Origin of the sequence: Postechiella marina (assembly GCF_039538365.1) — a bacterium.
Taxonomy (GTDB): domain Bacteria; phylum Bacteroidota; class Bacteroidia; order Flavobacteriales; family Flavobacteriaceae; genus Postechiella; species Postechiella marina.
Genome location: NZ_BAABCA010000001.1, coordinates 692,017 through 718,098 on the forward strand (window position 1 = coordinate 692,017; position 26,082 = coordinate 718,098).

The window sequence follows — 26,082 nt, forward strand, 5'->3', positions numbered from 1 at the left end:
GGTTTACAAATTAACAGATTTTGTTATTTCGGTGTATAAAGGCAACATGTTTTTTAATGTTACTGCCTTATCTATGCTTTTTAAATCTTTTATAGCGTCTTCGATTTTATCCATAGAAAATTCTTCCATTAAACGCACGTGTGGTGCAGATTTAATCCAAAAATAAGAAGATTTTACCTTATGGTTGTTATTTAAAAATACAAGTACAGGTGTGCCTGTTATATAAGAGAAAATCATACCATGCAAACGGTCTGTAACAATGAGTTCTGCTTTTCTAAAATCGTCCCAAATAGAATTTAGGGCACTTATTTTAGCAGTAAACGAAAGTTCTTTACCACCTATATGGGTGTCTCTTTCTTTAACAGAGGTAAATTGCGTATTAAAATAATTTTTTAATGTTTTTTCTTGGCTAGCATCTAGTTTTTTCTCTTTATCGTTTCGTAAGCATATTAAAACCCCTTTTCTGTTGTAAGTAGGCTCGGTTCTGTTAAGAGACAATACAATATCTGGAGTTAAAATGACTTTGTTTTTAGGGAAATGTTTTTTAAAATAATCGAATGTTTTATGTTCTCGCGCTATTAGAGTTAAATCTGGATGACTTGAATAGATTTTTACACATTTATTTAAGGCGTTTTGCCCTGCTTTTGATGTATTAAAATCTATGGTTTGAGGAAATGATATTATTTTATTTCCTTTTAAATTACTAATTACCGCTTGCCTAAAAGCTTCTATAAGTGGGTAGAGGTCCCCCATATTTCCGCCACCAACAGTGGTTACAATATCCCCTTTTTTAATCACTTTTTTTACTAAGGCTAAACCTTCTGTAGTCTGACTAATAGGGATTTCTGTAACAATGTAATCTGGAAAATGTTGTTTTAAATATTCGCTTTGCGCATAAGTAATAGCCACATCGCCTAGGTTACCATAGTCTGCAGCTAAAAAAATATAAATTTGCTTAGCTTCTAGATTATCTATTTTTAAAGAGAATTGTTCTATTTTTTTAAATTGATGGTAAAAAAGATGCATTTTTATTTTAGCATCAATAGATACCATTTTTTTGAGTGTTGAAATCATGACTTATTTATATTTTATGATATTAATTAATACTAATTAATTATAGCTTAAAATCTTTTCTTCAAAAGAGAATTTAAAATAACTAGAAAGTTATATTTAAATAAAAAGATTAAAACTTTCTTTTTGATACCACAAGAGTTTGAAAATTTATAATGTTTAAAGCAAAATTTATATAATTCATGGGTTCTTATTTTTTTTAATTCGCTTAGGGGATTTAAAACCTTAGTTTTGTTTTTGTAAATATTATTAAAAATCTGGAAAAGAGAGTGTTCTATGTAGTTTCGAGAGATTTCTAATAAATAAGCTGGTTCTAATAAATTAAATTTATTGTGAACAGCTAATCTTGATTCAAATTGGGAATAAAACTTAGGTAAAAGGTTATGTTTATAATTGGCTTGAGTTAGAGAGTTAGTGTTAAAAACATAATTATAAAAATGGTCATTTATACTGTAAAGTCTTTTTGCACTAAGCAAGCACCTTAAATTAAACTCAGAATCTTCACCCAACAAAATAGATGGGTTAAAGGTTAGGTGGTGTTTGCTTAAAAAGGCTCTTTTATAAAAATATGTGGTGCTAAACCAAAGTAATTTATTTTTAACAGTATCTCTTTTTAGTTTATCTAAAATATAATCTCTAGTTATGATTTTATTTTTAGGAAAAACTGAGTTTCTTTTTTCGCTTCTATCATTATAGATGTATTTATATCCAAAATTTAGCAAATCAATGTTCTGCTTTTCAGCTAACTTATAAAGAGTGTTACAGGTTTCTGCTTCTATATAGTCGTCGCTATCTAAAAAAAAGATATAATCGCCTTTAGCTTTATTTAAACCATAGTTTCGAGCGGAAGATAGACCTCCGTTTTCTTTGAAATAATATTTAAACCTTTCGTCTTTTTTGCTATAGATATGACATAAACTTTCAGAATCATCAACAGAACCATCATTAATTAGAATGAACTCAAGATCTTTGAGAGATTGGTTTTCTAAAGAGCTAAAACAACGTTCTAAAAAGCTATAAGAGTTGTATATTGGGATAATTATAGAAACTTTAGGATTCATTTTATTCAATATTTGCATTATAATAAATTAACCTTGAATATTTTATTATTTGGTTTAAACATTACCTGAAAATAATGTGCTTTAAAAGTTTATCTGCTAAAAAGATTTGTTTAGATTTTAATAAGCAAGATAAAATAAAACCTAACCCTTTTGATTTTCTATATAAATGATAGATAATATATTCATTTTCAATAAAAAAATCTTTTAATAAACTACTTGTTTTAGTTAGGTCATTCTTTTTTTTACCTGCATATATCGAATTTATAACTCTACCACAGACATAAATTAATTGTTTTTCTAAAATTTTTTTGTTTGCATCTGTGTTTTCAGGTACATACTCTAGTAGTTTTGATTTTATTTTATGGAATAGATATTTATCATTCTCAAAATTAAAATTGATTTTGCTTAACCCATTGGGTGTATCTCTATAATAATAGCCAACTTTATTAATGGTTTTTATAGAATTACAATATTTTAAATATGTTATATTGAATAAAGCATCTTCACCAAACGCTATTTTTGGGTCAAACTTAATATTATTATCACTAATAATCTTTCTTTTTAATAATTTAGACCAAGGAGCAGAATAATAAGGGTGTAAAGAGTAATTATTTAAAAAATTTATTTGATCCATTTCCGTATCTAAATAACTTATAATTTCATTGCTTTTATTATCATCAAACCTTACTACCTTTTGAAGGATGAAATCATTTTTATTATTGATGCTTTCACAAAAGTTTTTTAAGAAGTCTAAATGAATATAATCATCACTATCAACAAAAGTAATCCATTCTCCAGTCGCATTTTCTAAACCCAAATTACGGGCAGAACTTACTCCTCCATTTTTTTTATGATGAACTTTTACTCGGTTATCCTTAATATAACTGTCGCATATAGATCCACTTTTATCTTTTGAACCATCATTTATAAGTAAAACTTCAAAATCTGTAAAAGTTTGGTTTAATATACTTTTAAGACATTGTTCTATAAAATTCTGACTATTATAAACAGGGACAATTATTGATATTAAAGGCTTTTTCATATTAAACATTTAAACTCTTAACTAAAAAAGATGTAGATAGTTTCTTTTGTTCTTCTAATATTTTATTAACCTCATCATAATTTATTTTAGTATTTAAAAGGTTACTATTAACATCTTCCGCAGAAAGAACCAACCTATTTTCTAAATTAAATTTTTTCAATAAAGAAGAAAAACGTGTTACCCCTCGAGATTTATTTCCTATAGATATAAACTGTTTATTAAAAATAATACAGAATACGGTGCCATGAAAAGAATCTGTTACTACATATTTTGCATCATGAAACCCTTTTATCCATTCAAAAACAGAAGGATATTTATAGGTTTTTAGTTTTGAAATAGGCATTTTTGAAATGTTCTTACCATTTACAGTAAAAGGTTTTAATTTATAAAGTTTGGCTATTTGAGACGATACACTAAGTTTTAAATCGTTTTCATCTAAAAAGTATTCTAATAAAGTGCCTTTGCTATCTGGTGTGTTTTCTTGTTCTATTAATTCGATGTATTGAGCCTTGCTAATAAGCATTGTAGGATCTAAAACGTGTTCTGCATCAACTTCAAAAAGGTTTTTGGTTAAGTCTTGTGCAGAGTCTTCTCTAACTGAAATAGAATTAAATTTTTTTAATAAAGATTTTACCTCGTTAATTATACTATGGTCTTCCCATATGGCTTTTCCATAAGATGCTGCGTACGATATTTTCTTTATAGAAGTATTTGTTATAAAGTCTAGAAAGTAATTGTATTTTAAGTCGCTACTATATTCTAACCTCCAAACTTGGTCGCTACCAACTATTATGGCATTGAACCCCATATTGTTAAGCTCTTCTAGCTTTTCTGGAGTATTAATTATTTTAGTTTTTGGTTGTATATAGCGGTTATTAAAATCATGAACAGGAGCTTCAACTTTAGGTTGATATTTTTTAAGATGCGACTTTCCATTTATTAAATTATATATATATATTTTAATTTTTAAACTTAGCGATTGTTCAGACTGCTTATGCTTAATATCGATTAAATGGGCATCATGTCCTAAGTCTTTAAGATGTTTTTGAAGTGCATAGGCTTGTAATAGTCCACCATAATTTTTATGTAAGGGTAATGTTAAAATTCCTATTTTCATTTTTTTTGTTTTAGTTATGCTACGTGAATTTTTAAAAATATTATATATTGCATGGTATTTTTGTAAAAGTTTTACTTTATTCTTTTATTAATATTTTGATTAAAAGCATCGAAAGTTATTTTATGACATGTATTTTTTAATACAGAGAATTAAACTTGCTTAATAGTAGGATTATAGTAGCAGGAATAATTTTAAATCTTTTAACTTATCGTAACATTTTATTAATTCCATTAAAGTTTTTTTAATCCTAATTTTAATCTTAAGTTTTGAATTCTATGATACCATCTAGTCTTTCGTTTTAATCTTTTTTTATAAGGTAAAATCTCTAGATCAAATAGCTCAGATTTTTGGGTGTTTTTCCATATTTCTAAACTTGCCTTTCTTATTGTCATTCGAGCATTTTGAACAATTTTGAACTCCATAGGAATAGACTTTAACATTCGTTTTCTTTTATAAGGTAATATGGATTTTGATTTTTTTAATTTATTTAGTCGAAATGATTCTCCTAATTGCCTGTGCTTAAAACTTCCAGCTTGGGAAGCTTTAAAAGAATCTAGGCTTAAAGTAGTGACAGAAAGTTCCTTTTTTAAAATTCCTTCTTTAATTATTTGATCTGCAAATTGAGTTCGAGAAACTATTACACTGGTGCCTTTTCCATCTTTTGTATAAGGGTCTAACCAAGCATCTCCTAAAGATATATCTGCTAATTCTGTTGTTACATCATCACAAAAATCGCAAGCATTTGCTTTAAATAAACCAGTTCCCCACATATCACCAACAGTCTTCATTTTCATTTGGTAAAATTTATTTTCTTGATTAAAAGCTCCAAAAGAATAATCAACAGCATTAGAAGCAGGATCTTTAATTCTGTATTCTTGTTTTGAATAACTTCCCTCAATTCCAGATTTTTGAGCTAAGTAATCAGAGAAGAAACTACTTTTAAGACCACCACAAATAATACCAACTATAAATGGAATTTTTTCTTTGTACTCTGGTTTGTAATGCTGTTTTAAACGAATGGCTTTTGTAAAACAAGCAACGCCAGAAACAGCCACTTTACCGTCCTTTTGATCAATTTCTTTAAATAAATTTTCAAGTGTTACTGGAATATAGCGCGTTTTTGACACTTTTAGAATATGTTCAGCTTCATTGAACCATTGGTAAGCATAAGTTCCATTAACTTGTTTTACAACAAATATATGATTAACAATTTTTCGTCTTAATAATTGTTCAAATATATAGGTAGCAAGTCCTCCGGATGATGATTTTTCTCTATTGGCTTTTGAGTAACCAACATAAGTATTTTCGAACTTGCCTATTTTATCATCTATATTTTTGGCATCTTTCAAGAAAATGTTAGCCAAATGATCTTCGTCTCGTACGCTGTCTTCTGGCGAAGTATTGAAAGGACAAACTTTGATAGCTGTTTCATTAAAGGAATCATCTAATTTAGGCACTAAAAAACCATATTGATTCCAAATCATTTTGGATGATTTTGATTCAGAAACACAAATTCCACAACCAACACACAAATCATTGTTTACTATGTCTGCTATACTATTATTCATTTCTTCTTAGAATTTTACGTTTAAAATTAGTTTTTAAAAATTGTCTTTCCTCTTTATTCATACCTAGTGTAATAATAAAACTAATTGTAAGGATGGTAATAATTAGAGTTTTAAATATGAATAGAAAGAAATTAGTATTTTCTATTAAATATGAGCCAGAGGGATAAAGAATAAAAATTATACCCAAAACGACTAAGGCAATTCTTAAAATCACTTCTTTATAAAATGAAACAATCTTAACTTTCATTAAATTTTGAATAAAATACAGTCTAACGAATAATGAGATAATGGAAATACTAATAAAACTCCAATAAAAGCTATGAGGAGTATGTGTTGTTTTTAATATAATCCAAGCTATAGGCAAGTTTAGAAAAATTAAGCTACCTACTACAACTTGATATCTTTTAATTTTTCCTGTTGCTTGCAATCCACTCATAAGAGGATTAGAAATCGTTTCAATTAAAGAATAAACCAATGCTAACTTTATAAAATCAATAGCATAAAGAGGAACTTCTTTTAACCAAAGATTCATTACATAATCGATATTATAGAGAAAGGGTAATACCAGAATGAGCATTCCAAAAAATGAAAATTTTGCACTCTTATACATCAAGTTTAATGATGCTTGCGTATCTCCTACAGAATAATTTTTTACAATTTGAGGATTAACAGCTGTTTGAAAATTACTTACAAAACTCCCAATTATACCTTGCACCATCATAGTTAAACTGAATGCGGCATTCGCTACAGGACCAAAAAACAAATTTAGCAAAATATTACTCCCTTGGTTTCTTGCTACTGCAGCTATATTTCCAAATAAATTCCATCCAGAATAGCTAAGCAGTTCTCTATAGTAGGTTTTGTTATAATAGAATTTAAAAACTGATTCCTTGAATTTCTTTTTGCAATAAATCTTATAAGCCATTCTTATTATAAAGGACACACTAAAAATTAAAATTGCATAAAGCATCAAGCGGTCTGTATCTGATCGTACCAAAACTAAAACGACAATCAACTTTAAAATAGTTTCTAAAATACTTACATAAGCATATACTTTCATGTGCTCCCGTGCAACCAATAATGCGTTATAAGGCACTTGAATTATATTAAGTAAAAAAGTAAAAACAGAGAATTGATATACCCAATTGGCAGTAGCCATTCGTCCAGCAGGAATCTCTAATTTATAGTTTAGAAACCATAAACCTATGGTTTCAGCTAATAGTAAAACTATAAATGCAATTAAAAAATGAATGTTTAAAGTGGCATTAAACGTTTTTTGTAAGCGCACTAGGTCATTCCTACCAATATCAAATGAAAGATACCTTTGTGTAGCAGATGCCATTGCAGAGTTTAAAAAACCAAACATGGTTACTATACCTCCAACAAGACCATAAATTCCATAATCAACCACACCTAAAGCATCCAAAACCAGTCTGGAAGTATATAAACCAACGCCCATAGTCAAGAACATTCTGAAATACAGAAACATTGTGTTTTTTGCAATTGTTGTTGAGCTTGACATTTATTTATATTTGTTATTATAATTTACCATTAACACTCTCTTTTATAACACCTTTAACATCGTATAACACACCATTTTTATTTAATTTAGACGTTAAATCTAAACCTGTAAATTGTTTATGCGAAACTGCTAAAACAATGGCGTCAAATTTTTGGTTCGCATCAATATGCGATGTTGCTTGGATGTTGTACTCTTTTTTAACGTCATCAATATTTGCCCAAGGGTCTGTGACATGCACAGAAGTCCCGTAGCTTTCTAGATTCTGAATTAAATCTACAACCTTGGTATTTCTAACATCTGGACAGTTTTCTTTAAAGGTAATACCCAAAACAAGTATACGTGCCCCTTTTATTTGTATGTCTTTTTCAAGCATTAATTTTACCACTTGCGAGGCTACATATTGCCCCATACTATCGTTTACACGACGACCAGCTAAAATAATTTCTGGATGGTAGCCAACTTCTTGTGCTTTTTGTGCTAAGTAATACGGATCTACACCTATACAATGGCCACCAACTAAACCGGGCTTAAAAGGTAAAAAGTTCCATTTTGTACCTGCTGCTTTTAAAACTGCTTGTGTGTCTATATTTAACAAATTAAATATTTTAGCAAGCTCGTTAACAAAGGCTATATTAATATCGCGTTGCGAATTTTCTATAACTTTTGCTGCTTCGGCAACTTTTATAGAAGGAGCAAGGTAAGTGCCTGCGGTAATTACACTAGCGTATAGGTCGTTTATTTTTACACTAATTTCTGGTGTGGAGCCCGAGGTTATTTTTAATATTTTATCTATAGTATGTTCTTTATCTCCGGGATTAATACGCTCGGGAGAATAGCCAACAAAAAAGTCGGTATTAAATTTTAATTGGCTTGCTTTTTCTAAAATAGGCACGCAGTCTTCTTCTGTAGCTCCAGGATATACTGTAGATTCGTAAATAACGGTGTCTCCTTTTTTTAATACAGAGCCCACAGTATTACTTGAATTGTAAAGTGGTGTTAAATTAGGTCTGTTATTTTTATCGATGGGTGTAGGCACTGTTACTATGTAATAGTTACAGTCTTTAATATCGTCTAGATTAGAAGAACAAAATAAGCCTAAATTAGCATCGGGTGATGTTTTTATTACTTTTTTTAAAAGGTTGTCTTCTATTTCTAAAGTAACATCTTTGCCTTGTTGTAATTCTGATATACGTTTTTTATTAATATCAAAACCAACAACAGCATATTTTGTAGCGAATAGTCGGGCTAGTGGTAAGCCCACATAACCCAGACCTATAACCGCTATTTTATTTTTTAACATCATGTGTTATTGACCAATTGAAGCGTATTCAAAACCTATTTTTTCCATTTCAGCTTTGTCTAGTATGTTCCTACCATCAAAGATGAACGCCGGTTTTTTCATGTCATTGTAAATTCGTGTCCAATCGTATGTTTTAAACTCATCCCATTCTGTCATAATGGCAACAGCATGTGCATCTTTTAAAGCTTCGTATGGGGAGTCTGTTGCTTGTATAAGCTTACTGTTTTCTTCTTCAGAGCGTGTGTTAAGATAGTTTAAATCTGATTGCATTTTCTCGTTAGATACTTTAGGATCGAAAACAGATATATTTGCTTGCTCGTTTAATAAGTGATCTGCAACATAAATAGCAGCAGATTCTCTTGTATCGTTGGTGTCTTTTTTAAACGCCCAACCTAAGAAACCTATTTTTTTACCAGATACGGTATTGTAAAGTGTGCTAATTAAGTTATCTGCAAAACGTCTTTTTTGATGATCGTTTAATATAATAACTTGTTCCCAATAGTCTGCTACTGCTTGTAAATTATAGCTTCTTGCAATATAGACTAAATTAAGAATGTCTTTTTGAAAACAAGAACCTCCAAAACCTACAGACGATTTTAAAAACTTAGGACCAATTCTAGAATCCATACCAATAGCTTTTGCTACTTCATCAACATTGGCTTCTGTTTTTTCGCATAACTCAGAAATGGCATTAATAGAAGAGATACGTTGCGCTAAAAAGGCATTGGCAGTAAGTTTTGATAACTCTGACGACCAAACGTTGGTTCTTAAAATTTGAGATTGTGGTACCCAACTTCCGTATACATTAGCTAAACTCTCTATAGCTGCTTCAGATTCTCCACCAATTAAAACACGATCTGGATTTAATAAATCTTGTATTGCTGTACCTTCAGCTAAAAACTCAGGGTTTGATAAAATATCAAACTTAACACCGCTTCCTGTATTGTCTAAAATACTTTTTATAGCTTGTGCTGTTCTTACTGGAAGTGTCGATTTTTCGACTACAATTTTATCTGTTTTAGCAACCTTAGCAATATTTCTAGCACAAAGCTCTACATATTTTAAATCAGCTGCCATACCTTTACCTTTACCGTAGGTTTTAGTAGGTGTGTTTACAGATATAAATATCATTTCTGCCTCATCAATGGTTTTATCTATTTCTGTAGAAAAGAATAAGTTTTTACCTCGAGTCTCTTCAACAATTTCTGCTAAACCAGGTTCGTAAATAGGTAGCTTTGATACGTCTGGATCGTTCCAAGCATCAATTCTTGCTTGGTTAATATCTACAATGGTTACTTTAATGTTTGGGTTTTGTTTAGCTATTACAGCCATAGTTGGTCCTCCAACATAACCAGCTCCGATACAACAAATTTTTGTTACAGTCATTTTTATCGATTATAAATTTTTCCAATACCAAGTAATCGCTTCGTTTAAGCCATCTTTAATATTGTATTTTGGATTATAGTTTAATAATTTTTTTGCTTTATTTATAGAAGCGAGAGAGTGGGGGATATCTCCAGCTCTGTTTTCGCTATGTTTAATTTCTATTTTTTTAATATCTGCATTAAAGGGTATAAGGTTTTGCTTTATTAAGTTGGAAAGCTCTAGCAAGCTTGTTCTTTCTCCGTAAGCTACATTATAAACGGTGTTTAATGCGTTTTTATTTTTAGTAGTTAATGCCAAAATATTCATTTGGATTACATTATCTATATATGTAAAATCTCTAGAGTAGCTTCCGTCTCCATTTATAACAGGAGACTGGTTATTTATAAACTGTTTTACAAAAAGAGGAATTACTGCTGCGTAAGCTCCATGTGGGTCTTGGCGTTTTCCAAAAACATTAAAATAACGTAAGCCAATAGTATCTAATCCATAAGTTTTATTAAAAACATCGGCATATAGCTCATTAACATATTTAGTAATAGCATATGGAGATAAGGGTTTACCTATAACATCTTCGTTTTTTGGAAGTGCTTCATGATCTCCGTAAGTAGACGAGCTTGCTGCATAAATAAAACGCTTTATTTTGGCATCGCGCGCAGCAACTAGCATGTTTAAAAAACCAGAAACATTAACATCGTTTGTTGTTACTGGGTCTTTAATAGACCTAGGTACCGAGCCAAGAGCAGCCTGATGCAATATAAAATTAACACCTATACAAGCTTTGTGGCAATCTTCAATATTCCTAATATCTCCTTCGATAATTTTAAAATTTTCATCATTTAGAAAAGGCGCAATATTGTCGCGTTTTCCTGTCGAGAAATTATCAAGGCAAACAACTTCTAATCTATTTTTTAATAACGTTTCTATAAGGTTAGAGCCAATAAATCCTGCACCACCAGTTACTAAAATTTTATTGTTAGAGAGTGTTTTAACTTGGTCATTAGTCATTACTTGGGTTTGTTGTTAATAGCTTTGGCAAATATGTAAAAAAAATATTTAAACACAAGTTATTATTATACTAAATGGTCTTTTTAACGATTAAAATCAAAGCTCTAAAAAAAGAAAGATTTTAATCGGTAAAAAGTGATGTATATCTATAAAAACAGATTATTATTTGTAATAACCTTTGTACCAATCTACAAATGCTTTAACACCGCTAGCTATAGATGTGTTGGGCTTATAGTTATAGTCTCTAATTAAATCGTCTACATTAGCCCAAGTACGCTCTACGTCTCCTGGTTGAATAGGCATCATGTTTTTTTCTGCCTCTGTGCCTAGGTTTATTTCTATTTCCTTTATAAAATCTAAAAGTTTTACAGAATTGTTATTACCAATATTATAAACTTTGTATAAGTCGTTTTTTTCAATTCTTTCTTTGTTAGGATGTTCAAGAATTCTAACAACACCTTCAACAATATCGTCTATATATGTAAAATCACGTTCCATTTTTCCGTAATTAAATACTTTAATAGGTTTGTTGTTTACAATAGCATCTGTAAATAAAAACATAGCCATATCTGGTCTTCCCCAAGGCCCATAAACGGTAAAGAAACGAAGTCCTGTAGTTGGTATTTTAAATAGGTGGCTGTAGGTATGAGCCATTAATTCGTTGCTTTTTTTAGTTGCAGCGTAAAGGCTAATAGGGTTGTCTACATTATCTGAGGTTGAAAATGGTATTTTTTTGTTTAAACCATAAACACTAGAACTACTAGCATAAACTAGGTGTTTAATTTTGAAATTTCTACAGCATTCTAATAAGTTTAAAAAACCAACTAAATTAGAATCGACATAAGATTCTGGGTTTTCTAAACTGTAACGAACACCTGCTTGTGCAGCTAGGTTACAAACAACATCAAATTTTTCGTTTTCAAACAGTTTAGGTAGTTCTTCTCTGTTTTCTAAATTCATTCTAACAAACGAAAACGATAGGTCTTTTTTACTTTGGCAAGCTTTATTAAACTCAGACGCTTCATTGGTATCTATTCCTAATTCTTTTAATCTGTTATACTTTAAATTGACGTCGTAATAGTCGTTTATATTATCAAGACCAACAACGCTATGTCCGTTATTTAAAAGTACTTTTGATGTGTAAAAACCTATGAAGCCAGCAGCTCCTGTTACAAGTATTTTCATGATTATGTTTGGTTATGTTTATGTAAGACTAGTTTAATAATGAGTTTGAGAAATGAATAGTATTTGAGGCAAAGATTAAAAAATCAATTGATTGGAAGATTAAATTATGAATAAATATTACGTTTTTTATAGAAAAAGGTATTAAAAAGAAAAAAAATAATGATTTTTAGTTTAACAGCTTAAGTTTTTAAAAATAATAAAAATTTTTAAGGTAAAAACGAATTGGTAATAATTGTTAATTTGAAAAAAATTTAACTTATAAATTAAAAATATCTAAAAAAGAAGTTTTAAAATAATTTATTTGATAATTTAAATATAAAATGATGTTTGTTTTAGGTTTAATTAGGCTTTATTTTTGTTATTATATAAGTTGTGCTTAGGTGCTTTTAATAAAATCGCTTTAATTTGTAAAATATTGTTTTACAGTAATTTATATGTTTGGTTGACCGTAAAACGAAGCTTTATGTACTTTTTTTTATTTCTATGCGTTAGACGTGTAGTTAACCGATTTTAATCACTGTTTTAGCGAAATATCAAGATTCTTTAATTATTAATTTAAAACAATCACTAAATTTGCTTCAGAATTTAAAAAATTAAATTGATTAATAGCAAGAAATTAATTTAATACTATTGTTTTGTAAAGTGCTATCTTTTATTTCTCCCTCCGTTATAAAAGCTGCTTTCTAAATAAAATTTAACATGTATTAAATGTAAAAAATTTAATTTGATTTTTGTTAATTTCACTGCACAAAGGGGGAATTCACGATAAGAAAATTTAAAATAATAATTAATATAACGTAAGCGTTGTAAATTATATTTAATAAATATTTTATGTTAACTAAAACAAAAATATACTTATCATCACCACACATGGGTGGTTCTGAACAGGATTTTGTAAACGAGGCTTTCAGAACAAATTGGATAGCTCCATTAGGCCCAAATGTAAATGGGTTTGAAGACGATATTAAAAAATATATTGGAGGCGATAATTACCATGTTGCTGCATTAAGTTCTGGTACAGCAAGTATACATATAGCTTTAGAATTATTAGGAGTTTCTGCTGGAGACGAAGTACTATGTCAAAGTTTTACATTCTCTGCTTCTGCAAATCCTATTGTTTATTTAGGAGCTAAGCCTGTTTTTATTGATAGTGAAGTAGATACTTGGAACATGTGTCCTGAATTATTGGAAATAGCGATTAAAAATCGATTAGAAGCCAATAAAAAACCAAAAGCAATTGTTGCGGTACATTTATATGGAATGCCTTATAAAGCAGATGAAATTATTGCAATATCAAAAAAATACGATATTCCTGTAATAGAAGATAGTGCCGAAGCTCTTGGTAGTACTTATAAAGGAAGACATTGCGGAACATTATCTGACATAGGTATTTTTTCTTTTAATGGAAATAAAATAATTACAACATCTGGTGGAGGTGCTTTGGTTTCAAATAATGAAGATTACAAAAAGCAAGCTATACACCTTTCGACTCAAGCAAGAGATAATGCACCTCATTACGAACATTCTTCTGTAGGTTATAACTATAGAATGAGTAATGTTTTAGCAGGCATTGGAAGAGGACAAATGGAAGTTCTAGATGATAGAGTTCAGGCTAGAAGAGGTGTTTACGATTTCTATAAAGCCAATTTAGAAAAATTTGATGACATTGAGTTTTTGGAAGAACCAACAGGTTTTTACTCTAACAGATGGATTACTTGCATAAAAACAAAATCTTACGAACAACGAGAAAACATAAGATTAGAACTATTAAAAGACGATATAGAATCTAGACCTTTATGGAAACCTATGCATATGCAACCGGTTTTTAAAGATTGTTTATCGTTTACCAATGGTACTTCAGAAAAATTATTTGATATAGGTCTTTGCTTACCAAGCGGATCTAATTTAACACAAACAGATTTAGATAGAATTTTAAACGTAATTGCTAAAACCCCAAACTTATCATGATCAAGAATTACTTTTCGTTTTACTCTCAGAAATATGCTTCGAAATGGCTGGTATTAGGTATAGACCTAACTATAGTATTACTAACTTTTATTATGGCTTATTTAGTAAGGTTCAACTTTACTTTAGGCTTCGAATTAAATCAGTTTTTAGTACAAATCCCTTTTTTATTAACCATTACTTTATTTAGTTTTTTACTAGTTGGTTCTTATAAAAGTGTTATTAGACATACCGGATTTACAGATGTTGTAAACGTTTTTAAATCGGTATCGTTAATAGCTACTAGTAGTGTTTTATTTGTTTTATTAAACCAGTCTATTAATATACTACCAGGTTTTACTATTCCAATATCTATTATAGTAATTCATGCTTTGTTTAGTTTTGTAGCTTTAAGTGGTAGTCGTTTAATTTTTAAGTTTTCCTACAATAACTTAAAATGCAAATTATCTGCATCTAAAAATATTTTAATTTATGGAGCAGGAGAGTCTGGTATAATAACATATAATGCTTTATTAAGTAATACTAATACTAAATTTAATGTGGTTAGCTTTATTGATGATGACATTAAAAAGAAAGGAAAACACATTAATGGTGTAAAAATTATACCTTTTTCTAAAGTTACTACTGATTATATACAAGATAATTTTATTAAAGAAATTATTGTAGCATCTCAAACTATTGAAGCTAAGAACTTAATTGAGTTGGTTGATAGTTTAACAGATTTAAACGTAGAGATTAAAAAAGTTCCTGCCATTGAGAAATGGATTAATGGTGAATTAAATTCTAATCAAATTAAGCAATTCCAAGTTGAAGATTTATTAGGAAGAGCACCTATTCAAATAGATAATCCAAATTTATTAAATGAATTTAATGGAGAAACTGTTTTAGTAACAGGAGCTGCAGGGTCTATTGGAAGTGAGTTGGTTAAACAATTATCTAATTTTGATGTTAAAAAACTTATTCTAGTCGATCAAGCAGAGTCTGCTTTATACGATGTACAACAAGAATTAAAACAAAACGGTAAAAAGAACTATACTGCTATTGTTGCCGATATTCGTGATGGATTGAGAATAGATAGTATATTTCAAGATCATAAACCAACAATGGTTTTTCATGCTGCTGCTTATAAACACGTACCACTTATGGAAGCATCTCCATACGAGGCTATAAAAATAAATGTAAACGGAAGTAAGCTTTTAGCAGATACAGCTTCTAGGTATAACGTTAAAAAGTTTGTGTTTGTTTCTACAGATAAAGCTGTAAACCCTACAAGCGTTATGGGAGCAACTAAGCGTATGGCAGAAATGTATATTAGTTGTTTACAAAAAGAAAGTAAAACAAAGTTTATAACAACACGTTTTGGTAATGTATTAGGATCTAACGGGTCGGTTATTCCTTTGTTTAAAAAACAAATTGAGAATGGTAAGGCTTTAACGCTTACTCACAAAGAAATTACAAGATATTTTATGACTATACCTGAAGCTTCACAGCTTGTATTAGAAGCAGGAACGATGGGTAAAGGAGGTGAAATATTTATATTTGATATGGGTGAATCTGTTAAGATTTATGACCTAGCTAAAAATATGATTAAATTATCTGGATTAAGATTTCCAGAAGATATTGACATTAAAATTACAGGATTACGACCTGGAGAAAAGTTGTATGAAGAGTTGTTAGCTAATGGAGAAAATACACTGTCTACATATCATAAAAAAATAATGATAAGCAAAACTAGAGATTTAGATTATAAGCAAGTAAAATCTGAGATAGAAGAGCTTTGTATAACTAACCGTTTTCAAAACAACAATATTGTAATGAAAATGAAACGTTTAATTCCTGAATATAAATCTAATAATTCTGATTACGAGAAGTTTGATAAACGTGTACAAACGTATAAAAAAGCTAAAAACATAGCTGGTTCTAATAATAAGAGCAAGACATTAGGTAGCATATAATTTATATTTATTGTTTTTTTAGTAACTTCATCCCCAAACTAATTTTATAGAATGAAATTTCTCTTACCCAAAAGCAGAGCCTTTTGTATATGCATATTACTCTCAATAGTTTTAAGTTCGTGTTATACTAAAAAGGATATTGTTTATTTTCAAAATGCAAAAAACTTTGAAACTATTGTAGATACTGATAGTTTTAAGGCAAAATTAAAAATAGGCGATATTTTACAAATTTATGTGTCAACGATAAATCCAGAAGTTACTCGCCCTTATAATTTAGTTGCAGAAAGTGGAGGACAAGGTAATGGGCAACTTATCGATTATTTAATAGATGCAGAGGGAAATATAGATTATCCCGTTCTTGGAAAAATAAAGCTTTTAGGGTTAACAATAGATGAAGCTAAAAATTTATTTAAAACTAAGTTTTCTGAAGGTCAACTTCTTAAAGATCCTGTTATTTTAATTCGGTTACAAAATTTTAGAGTAACTATAAATGGTGCTGTAAATAGACCAGGTGTTTATAATGTTTCAGGAGAACGTGTTTCAATACTGGAGGCTTTAGGTTTAGCAGGAGATTTATCGATTAAAGGAAGACGTGATAATGTTCTTGTTATAAGAGATTTTAATGGAACTAAAACTTATACGCGTGTTGATTTGACAAATAAAGAGGTTTTTAACTCTCCTGTGTTTTATCTTACTCAAAACGATATTGTTTATGTAGAGCCTAACAATTCTTCAATTAGTAATGCTTCTGGAGATTCTCGTGTTGGAACTATTATAAGTATTACTTCATTTATTTTGACAACAAGTCTTATCTTTTTAACAAGAAACTAGTATTATTTTATTATGAATAGCGTTAACGAAGTATCCTCAAGATTTGATTTAAAGAAGGTTATTCTTGTATACATAAAGCAATGGAAATGGTTTATAGCTAGCATTCTGCTTTTTCTATCTTTGGCTTATGTCTTAATTAGATATGCTACTCCACAATATGAAGCCATAGCAAATATAATGCTAATTAGTGAGTCTGATAAGACATCTCCAGGTGCTGCTTTTAGTGATATAGCAATGTTTTCGGATAACGAAGATGCTAAAATAGAAGATGAAATTGTTGTTTTTAAATCAAGGGGGTTAATTAAAAGTTTAACTCAAAAACTAGATTTAAGTTTAAAATATTTTACTTCGGGGCGAGTTTTAGAAACGGAACTTTATAGAAACAATCCGATTACTGTAAATTTTATAGCTCCAGATTCTATTATAAATGATATATATTATAACATACACATAGATGTTATTTCTGATAGTGATTTTAATTACCGCATAGATGAAGATGACGAGCCTACTAAAGCAGCTTTTGGAGAAGCTATACCTACATTTTTTGGAGAGGTAATTGTTACCCCTAAAACAAAATCTGTTAACACTTTAGCAGGAAAATCTTTTAGAGTTGAATTGCAGCCATTAGATTATGTTGCTAAAGTTTTAAGAGAGAGAATATATGTGTTTCAGTCTGCAAAAGCATCTAAAATAATAACCATTGGGTTAGTAGATCCTATAGAAAATAGGGCTAAAGATATTATAAATGCTTTGATATATGAATATGATATTTATACTTCACAAGTGAAAAATAAAAGGTCTGAAAACACTGTTAATTATATAGATGAACGTATAAGTTTAGTGGCTTCAGACTTAGTTAATGTTGACGATAGTATTGTTAATTTTAAAAGAGGTAATAAAGTAACAGATGTCGCCTCTGAAGCAGGTCAGTTTTTAGCATCAAGTGCACAAAATGAGCAGGAATTAGATGCTATTAATACTCAGAAAAGAATTTTAAGTTATATGAAATCGTCCTTAAAAAAGGATGCTACTGGATTTAAAATGCTTCCGTCTAATTTAGGTATGGGCGATAGTGATTTAAATGCACTTTCAAGAGAGTATAACGAATTATTAAATAAAAGAAAAAGTTTATTAAAAACAGCTGGAGAAAAAAACCCACTGGTTATAGAGCTAGACCAAAACTTAGTAAGCATTAGAGAGAGTTTGTCTCAGAGTATAAATAACTCTTCAAATTCTTTAAATATAAGAATGAGTAGTCTTCAAAATCAATCTAATCGTATAAATTCTAAAATATTATCGGTTCCTGGTCAGGAGAGAAAATTACGTTCTATAGAGAGAAAACAAGGAATTAAAGAGCAGTTGTACTTATATCTATTACAAAAAAGAGAAGAGTCTGCGATTACCTTAACAGCTACAGCTCCAAATTTAAAGATTGTAGATGAGGCTTTTGGTTTTGGTATACCAGTATCTCCTAATGCAGCAGGTTTATATGTAGGTGCTTTATTTCTTGGTTTGTTTATTCCTTTTGGGGTTATATATGTTAAAGAACTTCTTGATACTAAAATTCATAACAAAGAAGATTTAATATATGAAATTAACGAAATTCCTATTTTAGGAGAAACGCCTAGATTAAAACGATCTGATAAAAACTTAGTAGAGATAAGCGATAGATCTGCTCTCTCAGAATCTTTTAGAATTATAAGAACCAATTTTGATTACATAAGAAAAGGTCGAGAAGTTAAGCAATATAACAATGTTGTATTTGTTACATCGACTGTAAATGGAGAAGGAAAGTCCTTTTTTAGTATGAATTTAGCTTTAACCATGGCTAGATCAAAGAAAAAAGTATTAATAATTGGTGCAGATATTAGAAACCCTCAAGTTTTTAAAGGATTAGAAAAGTCTGTTGATAACAAAGTAGGGCTTACTGAATATTTGGTAGAAAAATCTATAAGTACAGAAGATATTATAAAAGAGCATACTATAAATAATATTAAGCTAGATGTTCTTTTATCTGGAAAAATTCCTCCAAATCCAGCTGAAATATTGATGAATGGAAGAGTTAAGGAATTATTTGATACAGTCTCTAGTCAATACGATTATGTTGTTGTTGATACAGCTCCAGCTATGCTTGTAACAGATACATTACTTATTAGTGAGTATGCTGGACATACAATATACGTGTGTAGAGGTGGTTATACAGATAAAGAGTTACTTCGTTTTACTAAGGAGTTACACCAAGACAAAAAACTTAATAATATGATGCTTGTTGTTAACGATGTAGATCAATCTAATTTAGGATATGGAGGGAAATACGGATATTACGTAGATACTGGTAAAAAGAGTTGGTTTAAAAGGGGTAAAGCCTAAATCTAAATATACAAACTTATAAAAAAAACAAAGGCTGTAATTTTAATTACAGCCTTTGTTTTTTTTATTGCTTATAATACTCGAAGGCGTCTAGTATAAGTTGATCTTCAACTTTACAATCAATTAAAGTTTCTCCAATATTTTTTAGCAAAACAAAATTGATATTACCATGGTTGTTTTTCTTATCGTATTTAAGTAATTCAATTATTGGTGCGTAATCTTTATTTTCAATAGTTATTTTACCGTAATAATTAGAAAACTGTTCTTTTATACTATTAGTAGTTTCCATTGGGAAACCAGAAGTTTTAGAAGACAAATAACAAGCCAACACCATACCAACAGCAATAGCTTCTCCATGTAATAGCGTTTCTTTTTCTGGGCTGCTTAAAAAATATGATTCGATAGCATGTCCTAGAGTATGTCCAAAATTAAGTGTTTTTCGTAATCCGTTTTCACGAGGGTCTTTATCTACAACATCTTTTTTAATTAAAACAGATTCATAAATTAAAGTATCTAAGTTGTTAATCGTTAAAGCATCTAAATTTGCAAATTTATTCCAATAAGTTTCTCCGGTAATTAAACCATGTTTTAGCATTTCTGCAAGGCCAGAGCGTAGTTGGTTTTCTGGTAAAGTTTTTAAATAATTGGTATCTATTAATACAATATCTGGAGTGCTAATTACACCAATTTGATTTTTTAAATGCCCTAAATCTACACCTGTTTTTCCACCAACAGAAGCATCAACCATAGATAGAAGTGTTGTGGGTATATTTATATATGCAATACCGCGTTTAAAAGTAGATGCAACAAAACCACCTAAATCGGTAATTACACCACCACCAACATTTATTAGTAAGCTTTTTCGATCTGCATCCAATTCAGATAAAGTTTCCCAAACGCCAACACATGTGTCAATGGTTTTATTAATTTCTCCATCTTCAATTTCAATTATTTCAATAACAACATTTGTTTCTAGCCTTTGTAAAAAGTAAGGCAAACAATGTTCGTGGGTATTGTTGTCTACTAAAATAAAAATTTTCGAAAAGTTGTTTTTTTTAAGGTGTTCATTTATAGATGGATAACAAACATCGTTAAAATGTATAATACCGTTATTAGCTGTAATAGAGTTCATTAATATGCGAAATTATTTTTAAGGTTGTGAAATTAAGGAGTTTTTAGATAAAATGGTAACTTCGTAGCAATTATATTCATATATTAAAATGATTAAAGAACAAATTTTTGAAAATACAGAGATTGCTTTTTCTCTTAAATCTGACTCTGAGTTAGAACGTGCATATTTTTTGTTTAAAATGATATCTATAGAACCTTTGGTAAGAATAGGTACTGCAGCAACTAATTTTGCTTTAAAAGCACATTTACCAATTGAAGGTTTAATAAGATCTACGGTTTTCGACCATTTTTGTGGTGGTGTAAACGAAGAAGATTGTTTGCAACCTATTAATAGAATGTTTGAAAAAGGTGTTTGTTCTGTTTTAGATTACTCGGTAGAGGGTAAAGAAAACGAGAAAGAGTTTGACTCTGCCATGGAAAAAATATTAAAAATTATTGATTTCGCAAACGAAAGAGATGCTATTCCTATAGCTGTTTTTAAACCCACAGGTTTTGGTAGGTTTTACTTATATGAAAAGAAAGGTAGAGGAGATGCTTTTACTACTGCTGAACAGGAAGAATGGAATAGAATAGTAGATAGATTTGATCGTGTCTGTAAAAAAGCTAAAGAAAGTGATGTTGCGGTTTTAATTGATGCCGAAGAAAGTTGGATGCAAGATGCTGCAGATAACTTAGTTACAAATTTGATGCAAAAGTACAATACCGAAAAGGCGATTGTTTTTAACACGCTGCAAATGTACAGACATGATAGATTAGAGTTTTTAAAAGCACAGCATAAATTGGCTAAAAATAATGGCTTTTACCTAGGATATAAAATTGTTAGAGGGGCATATTTAGAGAAAGAAAACGATAGAGCAAAAGCAAATAATTATGCCTCACCAATGTGTAAAAATAAATTTGCTACAGATCAGAATTTTAATGCAGGTTTGGAGTATATACTCAACAATTTAGATGAGATATCTATTTTTGCAGGAACACATAATGAAGATAGTGCTTATTTATTAATGAAATTAATGAAAGCGCAAAATTTAAAAAATAATGATAGTCGTATTTGGTTTGGTCAACTTTATGGTATGAGCGATCATATAAGCTATAATTTGGCAAATAAAGGCTATAACGTCGCTAAGTATATGCCTTTTGGCCCTGTAAAAGATGTAATGCCATATTTAATAAGACGCGCAGAAGAAAACACATCTGTAGCTGGGCAAACAGGTAGAGAATTGGCGCTAATTGTAAATGAGAAAAAACGAAGAAAATTAGTGCGTTAAAAAGGGTGTTGTTTACTAATTTTAAAATATTTAAATAGCTAAATAAGCATATAAAGTATAAATGTTATAATAGGTATAGAGTGGGGTTTTATCGATTAAATTTACAAGTAAAATCACTTTACCGTATAATTTAATAGTTTATATAGTATTTTTTTGTGTGAGGTTTTAAATGTTTAATTTTAAGTTGATTAAAATGAATTCCCCAATGAAAAACCTAATTAACTTTTTTTGCTTTATATGTTTACTTGGCTTAAATAATACTAAGATTTATGCTCAAAAAACAGTCAACAATTCTAAAGATAAACCAGAGAATTATAAAAAAAGAAGTCCTATATACGATTATTCAGAGCAAAAGTTGAATAATATAGACACTATTCCAGATTTTGTTTCAAAATCAAATAAATTAAAAATTACTGGTATTATTTACGAAAGCGATGGTGTAACACCTGCTAAAGATGTAATGCTTTTTATTCATCAAACCGATGAAAACGGAAATTTCGAATTAAAAAGACAAAATAAAAAGCGTTATGTGCATCACAGAGGTTGGGTTAAAACCGACTCTGATGGGCGTTATACTTTTTACACTTTTGTGCCAGGTTCTTATATTTACGGTAGTGACTTTAAACAAATTCATCCCATAATTAAAGAACCAAGCAAACCAGAATACAAAATAGAAACCTTTCTTTTTGACGACGACCCTTTATTAACAGAAGATTGTAGAGAAAAAATAAAGAACACCAATGGGTTAAAGAGAATTTTAAAACTCGATAAAAAGGAAGGGTTATTTGTTACCGAAAGAGATATAATTCTTGGAAAAGAAAATATAGTTGATTAATAATTAACCTTTAACTTCATTTGCAGGTCTTATATCTACAGAAACACTCATTTTACTATTTCCAGAACCAAAAATAACTCCTTTTAACGGTGGTAAATCATAGTAATCTCGGCCATAAGCTACAATTATATGTTGGTCTTTTGGTATTTGATTATTTGTAGGATCGAAATCTACCCAACCAAAACTAGGTATATATACCGAAAACCATGCATGCGAGGCATCTGTTCCTACTAGTTTTTCTTTGCCAGGAGGCGGTAAGGTTTCAATATAACCACTTACGTATCGGGCAGGTAAACCTACAGATCTAATACAGGCAATAGCTATTTGTGCAAAATCTTGACAAACACCTTTTTTCTCTTTCATAACCTCATCAATAGGTGTGGCAACTGTACTAAATTTTGGGTCGAATTTAAACTCATTAAATATACGCTCCATTAACTCGTTAGCAGCTTCAAAAACAGAACGATCTGGTTTAAAGGATTTTATAGCATATTGGTGTATATCATCAGAAATTTTATTTATGAGTACAGAATCTAAAACAAATTGCCTTACATCTAAAACTTCGGCATCTAATGTTTTTAAAGCAGCTAAGGCATCATTTAATGTTGTTTCTTGGCATGCTTTAGATGTATAAATATCTGGTTGTAAACCATAGTTTCTTTCAACTAAACTTTTTGCAGTTACAATTAATTCTTTATGCTGTTGTTGTATAGAAAAACGCGTAATTGAATTTTTAAAAAAATCGCTGTCTTCGTGTAAACTACTTGGGTTTGGTGTTATTTCTAGCGTATGCTTTACCAAATCTTGCCCAATAAAAGATTTTGGTTTTAGGTTTGCAATATTGTGACAGTAAGTAACATTGTTGTTGTACTTATAGCTTGTAGTATGTATTATTGAAAAAAGCATTATGACAAGTAATTTTGTTTAACTAATTGCTTTTGTTGATCTGAATGATTAAAATACGTGTCTGTAATAACCATAAATGTTTTATGTAGCAAATCGCTTATGGATGCTAGAAAATCGTCTAGATTGGTTCGCGAAATATGATCACTATTTAGTTGAGAAAGTGTTTTAGCATTTACTGTTTCAATTAAATTACAGGCATCTAAAATGGCTTGTTGAGATTTGGTATATTCAGTATCATTATTTTTTGTTGGTAATCTAAAAATATCTTTTTTCATTCTGAATAATTGATATTTTAAAGATCTAGCATAAGATTTATCTAATAAAACTAAATTTATTACATTTTCGATATTTAAGTACGATTTGAAGCTGTATCTATAAATATTAAGACTTTCATGACTGTTTAATAGCGATTCTAAAATGTCGTATTCTACATTTTCTTCTTGATTAATTACTAGTAAGGCTCTAGATTTTTCTATAGTTAGGGTTGCTTGTTCAATTTGTAATCCTATAAAATAGAGTAATAAACCTTGTTCTACTAAAATACTTTCCTCTATTAAGCCCATAAAAGCAATAAGCTTGGTAATAATATTGTCTAGCAATTTAGTAATTTTATGGATGTTGTTTTTGTGCTTTTCATCAAATTTATTCCAAGATTTTTGCATGGCATCAAAAACCACCCAAATATCTTTAGACCATAAGTTTCTTAGCGTATAATATGAATTGTTAAAAGCAGAAATGGAGTGTGCTAAGCTGCCAACACTGTTTTCGTCGAATAAAACAGTAGTAAGTTCTTTCATGGGATTTTCTAACGCCTTTTCTTTGTTTTTGCCCGTAAAGCCAGGGAAAATAGAAGTAAGATGTGTAACCGATTGAAATAAAATACAAAGTGTTTCAGAATCTGAATCTCGTTTAGAAAACTCAGAATTTGCCATTTGGTTTAAAACCATCCTTATATATCTAGCTGTAACCAAGGTACGCGATAAATAGCGCCCAGACCAAAATAAATTTTCTGCAGTATTGCTAGGTAGGTTATCTATACTTGTTCGTAAACTTGTTGTAGAGTGGCTCCAATTGTAACGCTGTGTGTTATTTTTTTCTATAGCATTATCATCTGTAACCCAAAAGTCTTTACTTGTACCACCACGCTGATAAGAAACACGACTATTTTCTCCTTCGGGAGCAACGCGCACTAAACCACCAGGCATAACGCTATATCCTTCGTCTTTAGCTACAGAAAAGGTTCTACACATAACTTTTCTAGGTTCTAATCTGCCTTTTGAAAAATTTGGTGCAGTAGAGAAATAAATTTTTTCTTGTGCCACAAAGCGGTATGGTTTTGCTAAAATTCGTTTTTTTAATTCTTCTAATTCTTCATCACTTAAAAATTCGCAAAAATAAATACTTTGTCTGTTTGTTCTATCTATGGGTTTAACTACAAATCGTTTTAAGTTGCCTAAAACAAAGTCGAGTTCCTTTTTTTGTCCACACCACCAAGATGCTATTTGGGGTAGTTTTAAGTCTTCGTTTAAAAAATACTTCGATATAGAATTCATAAACGGTATTAGCCCTGGGTTTTCTAAAACACCGCTTCCTACAGGATTAATAATGCTTACGTTTTGTTGTCTTACTACATCCAATAATCCTGCGACACCTAAATAAGAATCGCCTCTAAGCTCCAACGGATCTACAAAAGCATCGTCTACACGTCTATAAATAACATCTACTTGAATTAAACTTTTTAATGTTTTAATCCATACTTTATCATCTCTTACAACTAAATCGTTTCCTTTAACTAAAGGGTAACCTAAAAAAGAAGATAAATATGCATGCTCAAAATACGTTTCGTTATGCGGACCCGGAGTTAATATTACTATATTAGGATTCTCTTTTTTATTAGGATCAGAATTTATTAATAGTCTATTAAAATCTTTAAAGAAATTAAAAGGTTGCTTAACGTTAATACCTTTAAAAAGCTCTGGTAAAACACGACTTGTAGAAAATCTGTTTTCTAAAGTATAGCCCATGCCAGAAGGTGCTTCGGCACGGTCGTTAACTACCCACATTCTTCCGTCTGGACCTCTTGCAAGATCTGCAGAATGAATTAATAACTGTTTTGCAGTTTTGTATTTAATTTGATCACAGTTTCTTAAAAAACCACGATGTGCATATATAATTTCTGGCGGTACAATACCATTTTTTATTAATTCTCGTTTACCATATATATCTTTTAAAACTAGATTTAATAGCTCTGCTCTTTGCTTTAAGCCTTCTTCTAGCGTATGCCATTCTTCCTGATTAATTACAAAAGGAATGATATTAAGATTCCAAGGACGATTTAATCCAATGGGGTCGTTATATACATTGTAGGTTACCCCATTTTCTGCGAGTAACCAATCTATATCTTTTTGTTTTTCTACTAAAGTATCTTCACCAACTTCTGTAACATTACTAAGCAACTTATCCCAATTGGAATTAGTTGTCATGTTAGATTTTAAAACTTCATCATAATTTTTAAAATCTTTGAAATAATTATTAAATAATGTATTAACCGGTTTTGCCATTAA

General features: G+C 29.9%; 19 protein-coding genes. 6 read left to right on the plus strand and 13 right to left on the minus strand.

Annotation, left to right across the window (positions count from 1 at the left end; genetic code table 11):
• Positions 1-3: 3 nt before the first annotated feature.
• The 10 genes from ABD715_RS02815 to ABD715_RS02860 all read right to left on the minus strand — a co-directional run bounded on the left by ABD715_RS02815 (position 4) and on the right by ABD715_RS02860 (position 12,257).
• Entirely contained in the window at positions 4-1,074 is a 1,071-nt protein-coding gene (locus tag ABD715_RS02815) for a polysaccharide pyruvyl transferase family protein (RefSeq protein WP_344786552.1), read from the minus strand.
• Positions 1,075-1,121: 47 nt separating this feature from the next.
• Entirely contained in the window at positions 1,122-2,132 is a 1,011-nt protein-coding gene (locus ABD715_RS02820) for a glycosyltransferase (RefSeq protein ID WP_344786553.1), read from the minus strand.
• 61 nt (positions 2,133-2,193) lie between these two features.
• Positions 2,194-3,174, minus strand: coding sequence for a glycosyltransferase family 2 protein (locus ABD715_RS02825; RefSeq protein ID WP_344786554.1), 981 nt, complete (start codon positions 3,172-3,174; stop codon positions 2,194-2,196).
• 1 nt (position 3,175) lies between these two features.
• Entirely contained in the window at positions 3,176-4,291 is a 1,116-nt protein-coding gene (locus ABD715_RS02830; RefSeq protein ID WP_344786555.1) for a polysaccharide pyruvyl transferase family protein, read from the minus strand.
• Between the two features lie 230 nt (positions 4,292-4,521).
• The gene (locus ABD715_RS02835; RefSeq protein WP_344786556.1) at positions 4,522-5,859 is read right to left on the minus strand and encodes a Coenzyme F420 hydrogenase/dehydrogenase, beta subunit C-terminal domain; all 1,338 of its coding nucleotides are present in this window, start codon (positions 5,857-5,859) and stop codon (positions 4,522-4,524) included.
• A complete protein-coding gene (locus ABD715_RS02840; protein WP_344786557.1) occupies positions 5,852-7,381 on the minus strand; it encodes an oligosaccharide flippase family protein in 1,530 nt (509 codons plus the stop codon). The genes ABD715_RS02835 and ABD715_RS02840 overlap by 8 nt, the downstream gene beginning before the upstream one ends.
• A 16-nt stretch (positions 7,382-7,397) precedes the next feature.
• Entirely contained in the window at positions 7,398-8,681 is a 1,284-nt protein-coding gene (locus tag ABD715_RS02845; RefSeq protein ID WP_344786750.1) for a nucleotide sugar dehydrogenase, read from the minus strand.
• A gap of 6 nt (positions 8,682-8,687) precedes the next feature.
• Entirely contained in the window at positions 8,688-10,067 is a 1,380-nt protein-coding gene (locus tag ABD715_RS02850; RefSeq protein WP_344786558.1) for a nucleotide sugar dehydrogenase, read from the minus strand.
• A 9-nt stretch (positions 10,068-10,076) separates the two neighbouring features.
• The gene (locus ABD715_RS02855) at positions 10,077-11,072 is read right to left on the minus strand and encodes an SDR family oxidoreductase (RefSeq protein WP_344786559.1); all 996 of its coding nucleotides are present in this window, start codon (positions 11,070-11,072) and stop codon (positions 10,077-10,079) included.
• Positions 11,073-11,234: 162 nt separating this feature from the next.
• A complete protein-coding gene (locus tag ABD715_RS02860) occupies positions 11,235-12,257 on the minus strand; it encodes an NAD-dependent epimerase (RefSeq protein ID WP_344786560.1) in 1,023 nt (340 codons plus the stop codon).
• 831 nt (positions 12,258-13,088) lie between these two features.
• Here ABD715_RS02860 and ABD715_RS02865 point away from each other — a divergent pair.
• From ABD715_RS02865 to ABD715_RS02880, 4 genes are read left to right on the plus strand one after another with little or no spacing between them, the layout of a single operon-like run.
• The gene (locus ABD715_RS02865) at positions 13,089-14,225 is read left to right on the plus strand and encodes a DegT/DnrJ/EryC1/StrS family aminotransferase (RefSeq protein ID WP_344786561.1); all 1,137 of its coding nucleotides are present in this window, start codon (positions 13,089-13,091) and stop codon (positions 14,223-14,225) included.
• Entirely contained in the window at positions 14,222-16,177 is a 1,956-nt protein-coding gene (locus tag ABD715_RS02870; protein WP_344786562.1) for a polysaccharide biosynthesis protein, read from the plus strand. Before ABD715_RS02865 ends, ABD715_RS02870 begins: the two co-directional genes overlap by 4 nt.
• 51 nt (positions 16,178-16,228) lie before the next feature.
• On the plus strand, positions 16,229-17,008 hold the full coding sequence (locus tag ABD715_RS02875; RefSeq protein WP_344786563.1) for a polysaccharide biosynthesis/export family protein: 780 nt from the start codon (positions 16,229-16,231) through the stop codon (positions 17,006-17,008).
• A 12-nt stretch (positions 17,009-17,020) separates the two neighbouring features.
• Entirely contained in the window at positions 17,021-19,378 is a 2,358-nt protein-coding gene (locus ABD715_RS02880; RefSeq protein ID WP_344786564.1) for a GumC family protein, read from the plus strand.
• 64 nt (positions 19,379-19,442) lie between these two features.
• Here ABD715_RS02880 and aroB read toward each other — a convergent pair whose 3' ends face one another.
• The gene (aroB, locus tag ABD715_RS02885; protein ID WP_344786565.1) at positions 19,443-20,510 is read right to left on the minus strand and encodes a 3-dehydroquinate synthase; all 1,068 of its coding nucleotides are present in this window, start codon (positions 20,508-20,510) and stop codon (positions 19,443-19,445) included.
• An 88-nt stretch (positions 20,511-20,598) separates the two neighbouring features.
• Here aroB and ABD715_RS02890 point away from each other — a divergent pair, with 88 nt between their 5' ends.
• Both ABD715_RS02890 and ABD715_RS02895 read left to right on the plus strand, forming a co-directional pair.
• Positions 20,599-21,777, plus strand: a complete 1,179-nt coding sequence (locus ABD715_RS02890) for a proline dehydrogenase family protein (protein ID WP_344786566.1) — start codon at positions 20,599-20,601, stop codon at positions 21,775-21,777.
• Between the two features lie 205 nt (positions 21,778-21,982).
• Positions 21,983-22,612, plus strand: a complete 630-nt coding sequence (locus ABD715_RS02895) for a hypothetical protein (RefSeq protein ID WP_344786567.1) — start codon at positions 21,983-21,985, stop codon at positions 22,610-22,612.
• Between the two features lie 3 nt (positions 22,613-22,615).
• On the opposite strand, the gene ABD715_RS02900 is transcribed toward ABD715_RS02895, so the two are convergent.
• Entirely contained in the window at positions 22,616-23,518 is a 903-nt protein-coding gene (locus tag ABD715_RS02900) for a transglutaminase family protein (RefSeq protein WP_344786568.1), read from the minus strand.
• A complete protein-coding gene (locus tag ABD715_RS02905) occupies positions 23,518-26,079 on the minus strand; it encodes a circularly permuted type 2 ATP-grasp protein (protein ID WP_344786569.1) in 2,562 nt (853 codons plus the stop codon). Before ABD715_RS02905 ends, ABD715_RS02900 begins: the two co-directional genes overlap by 1 nt.
• Positions 26,080-26,082: the final 3 nt, after the last annotated feature.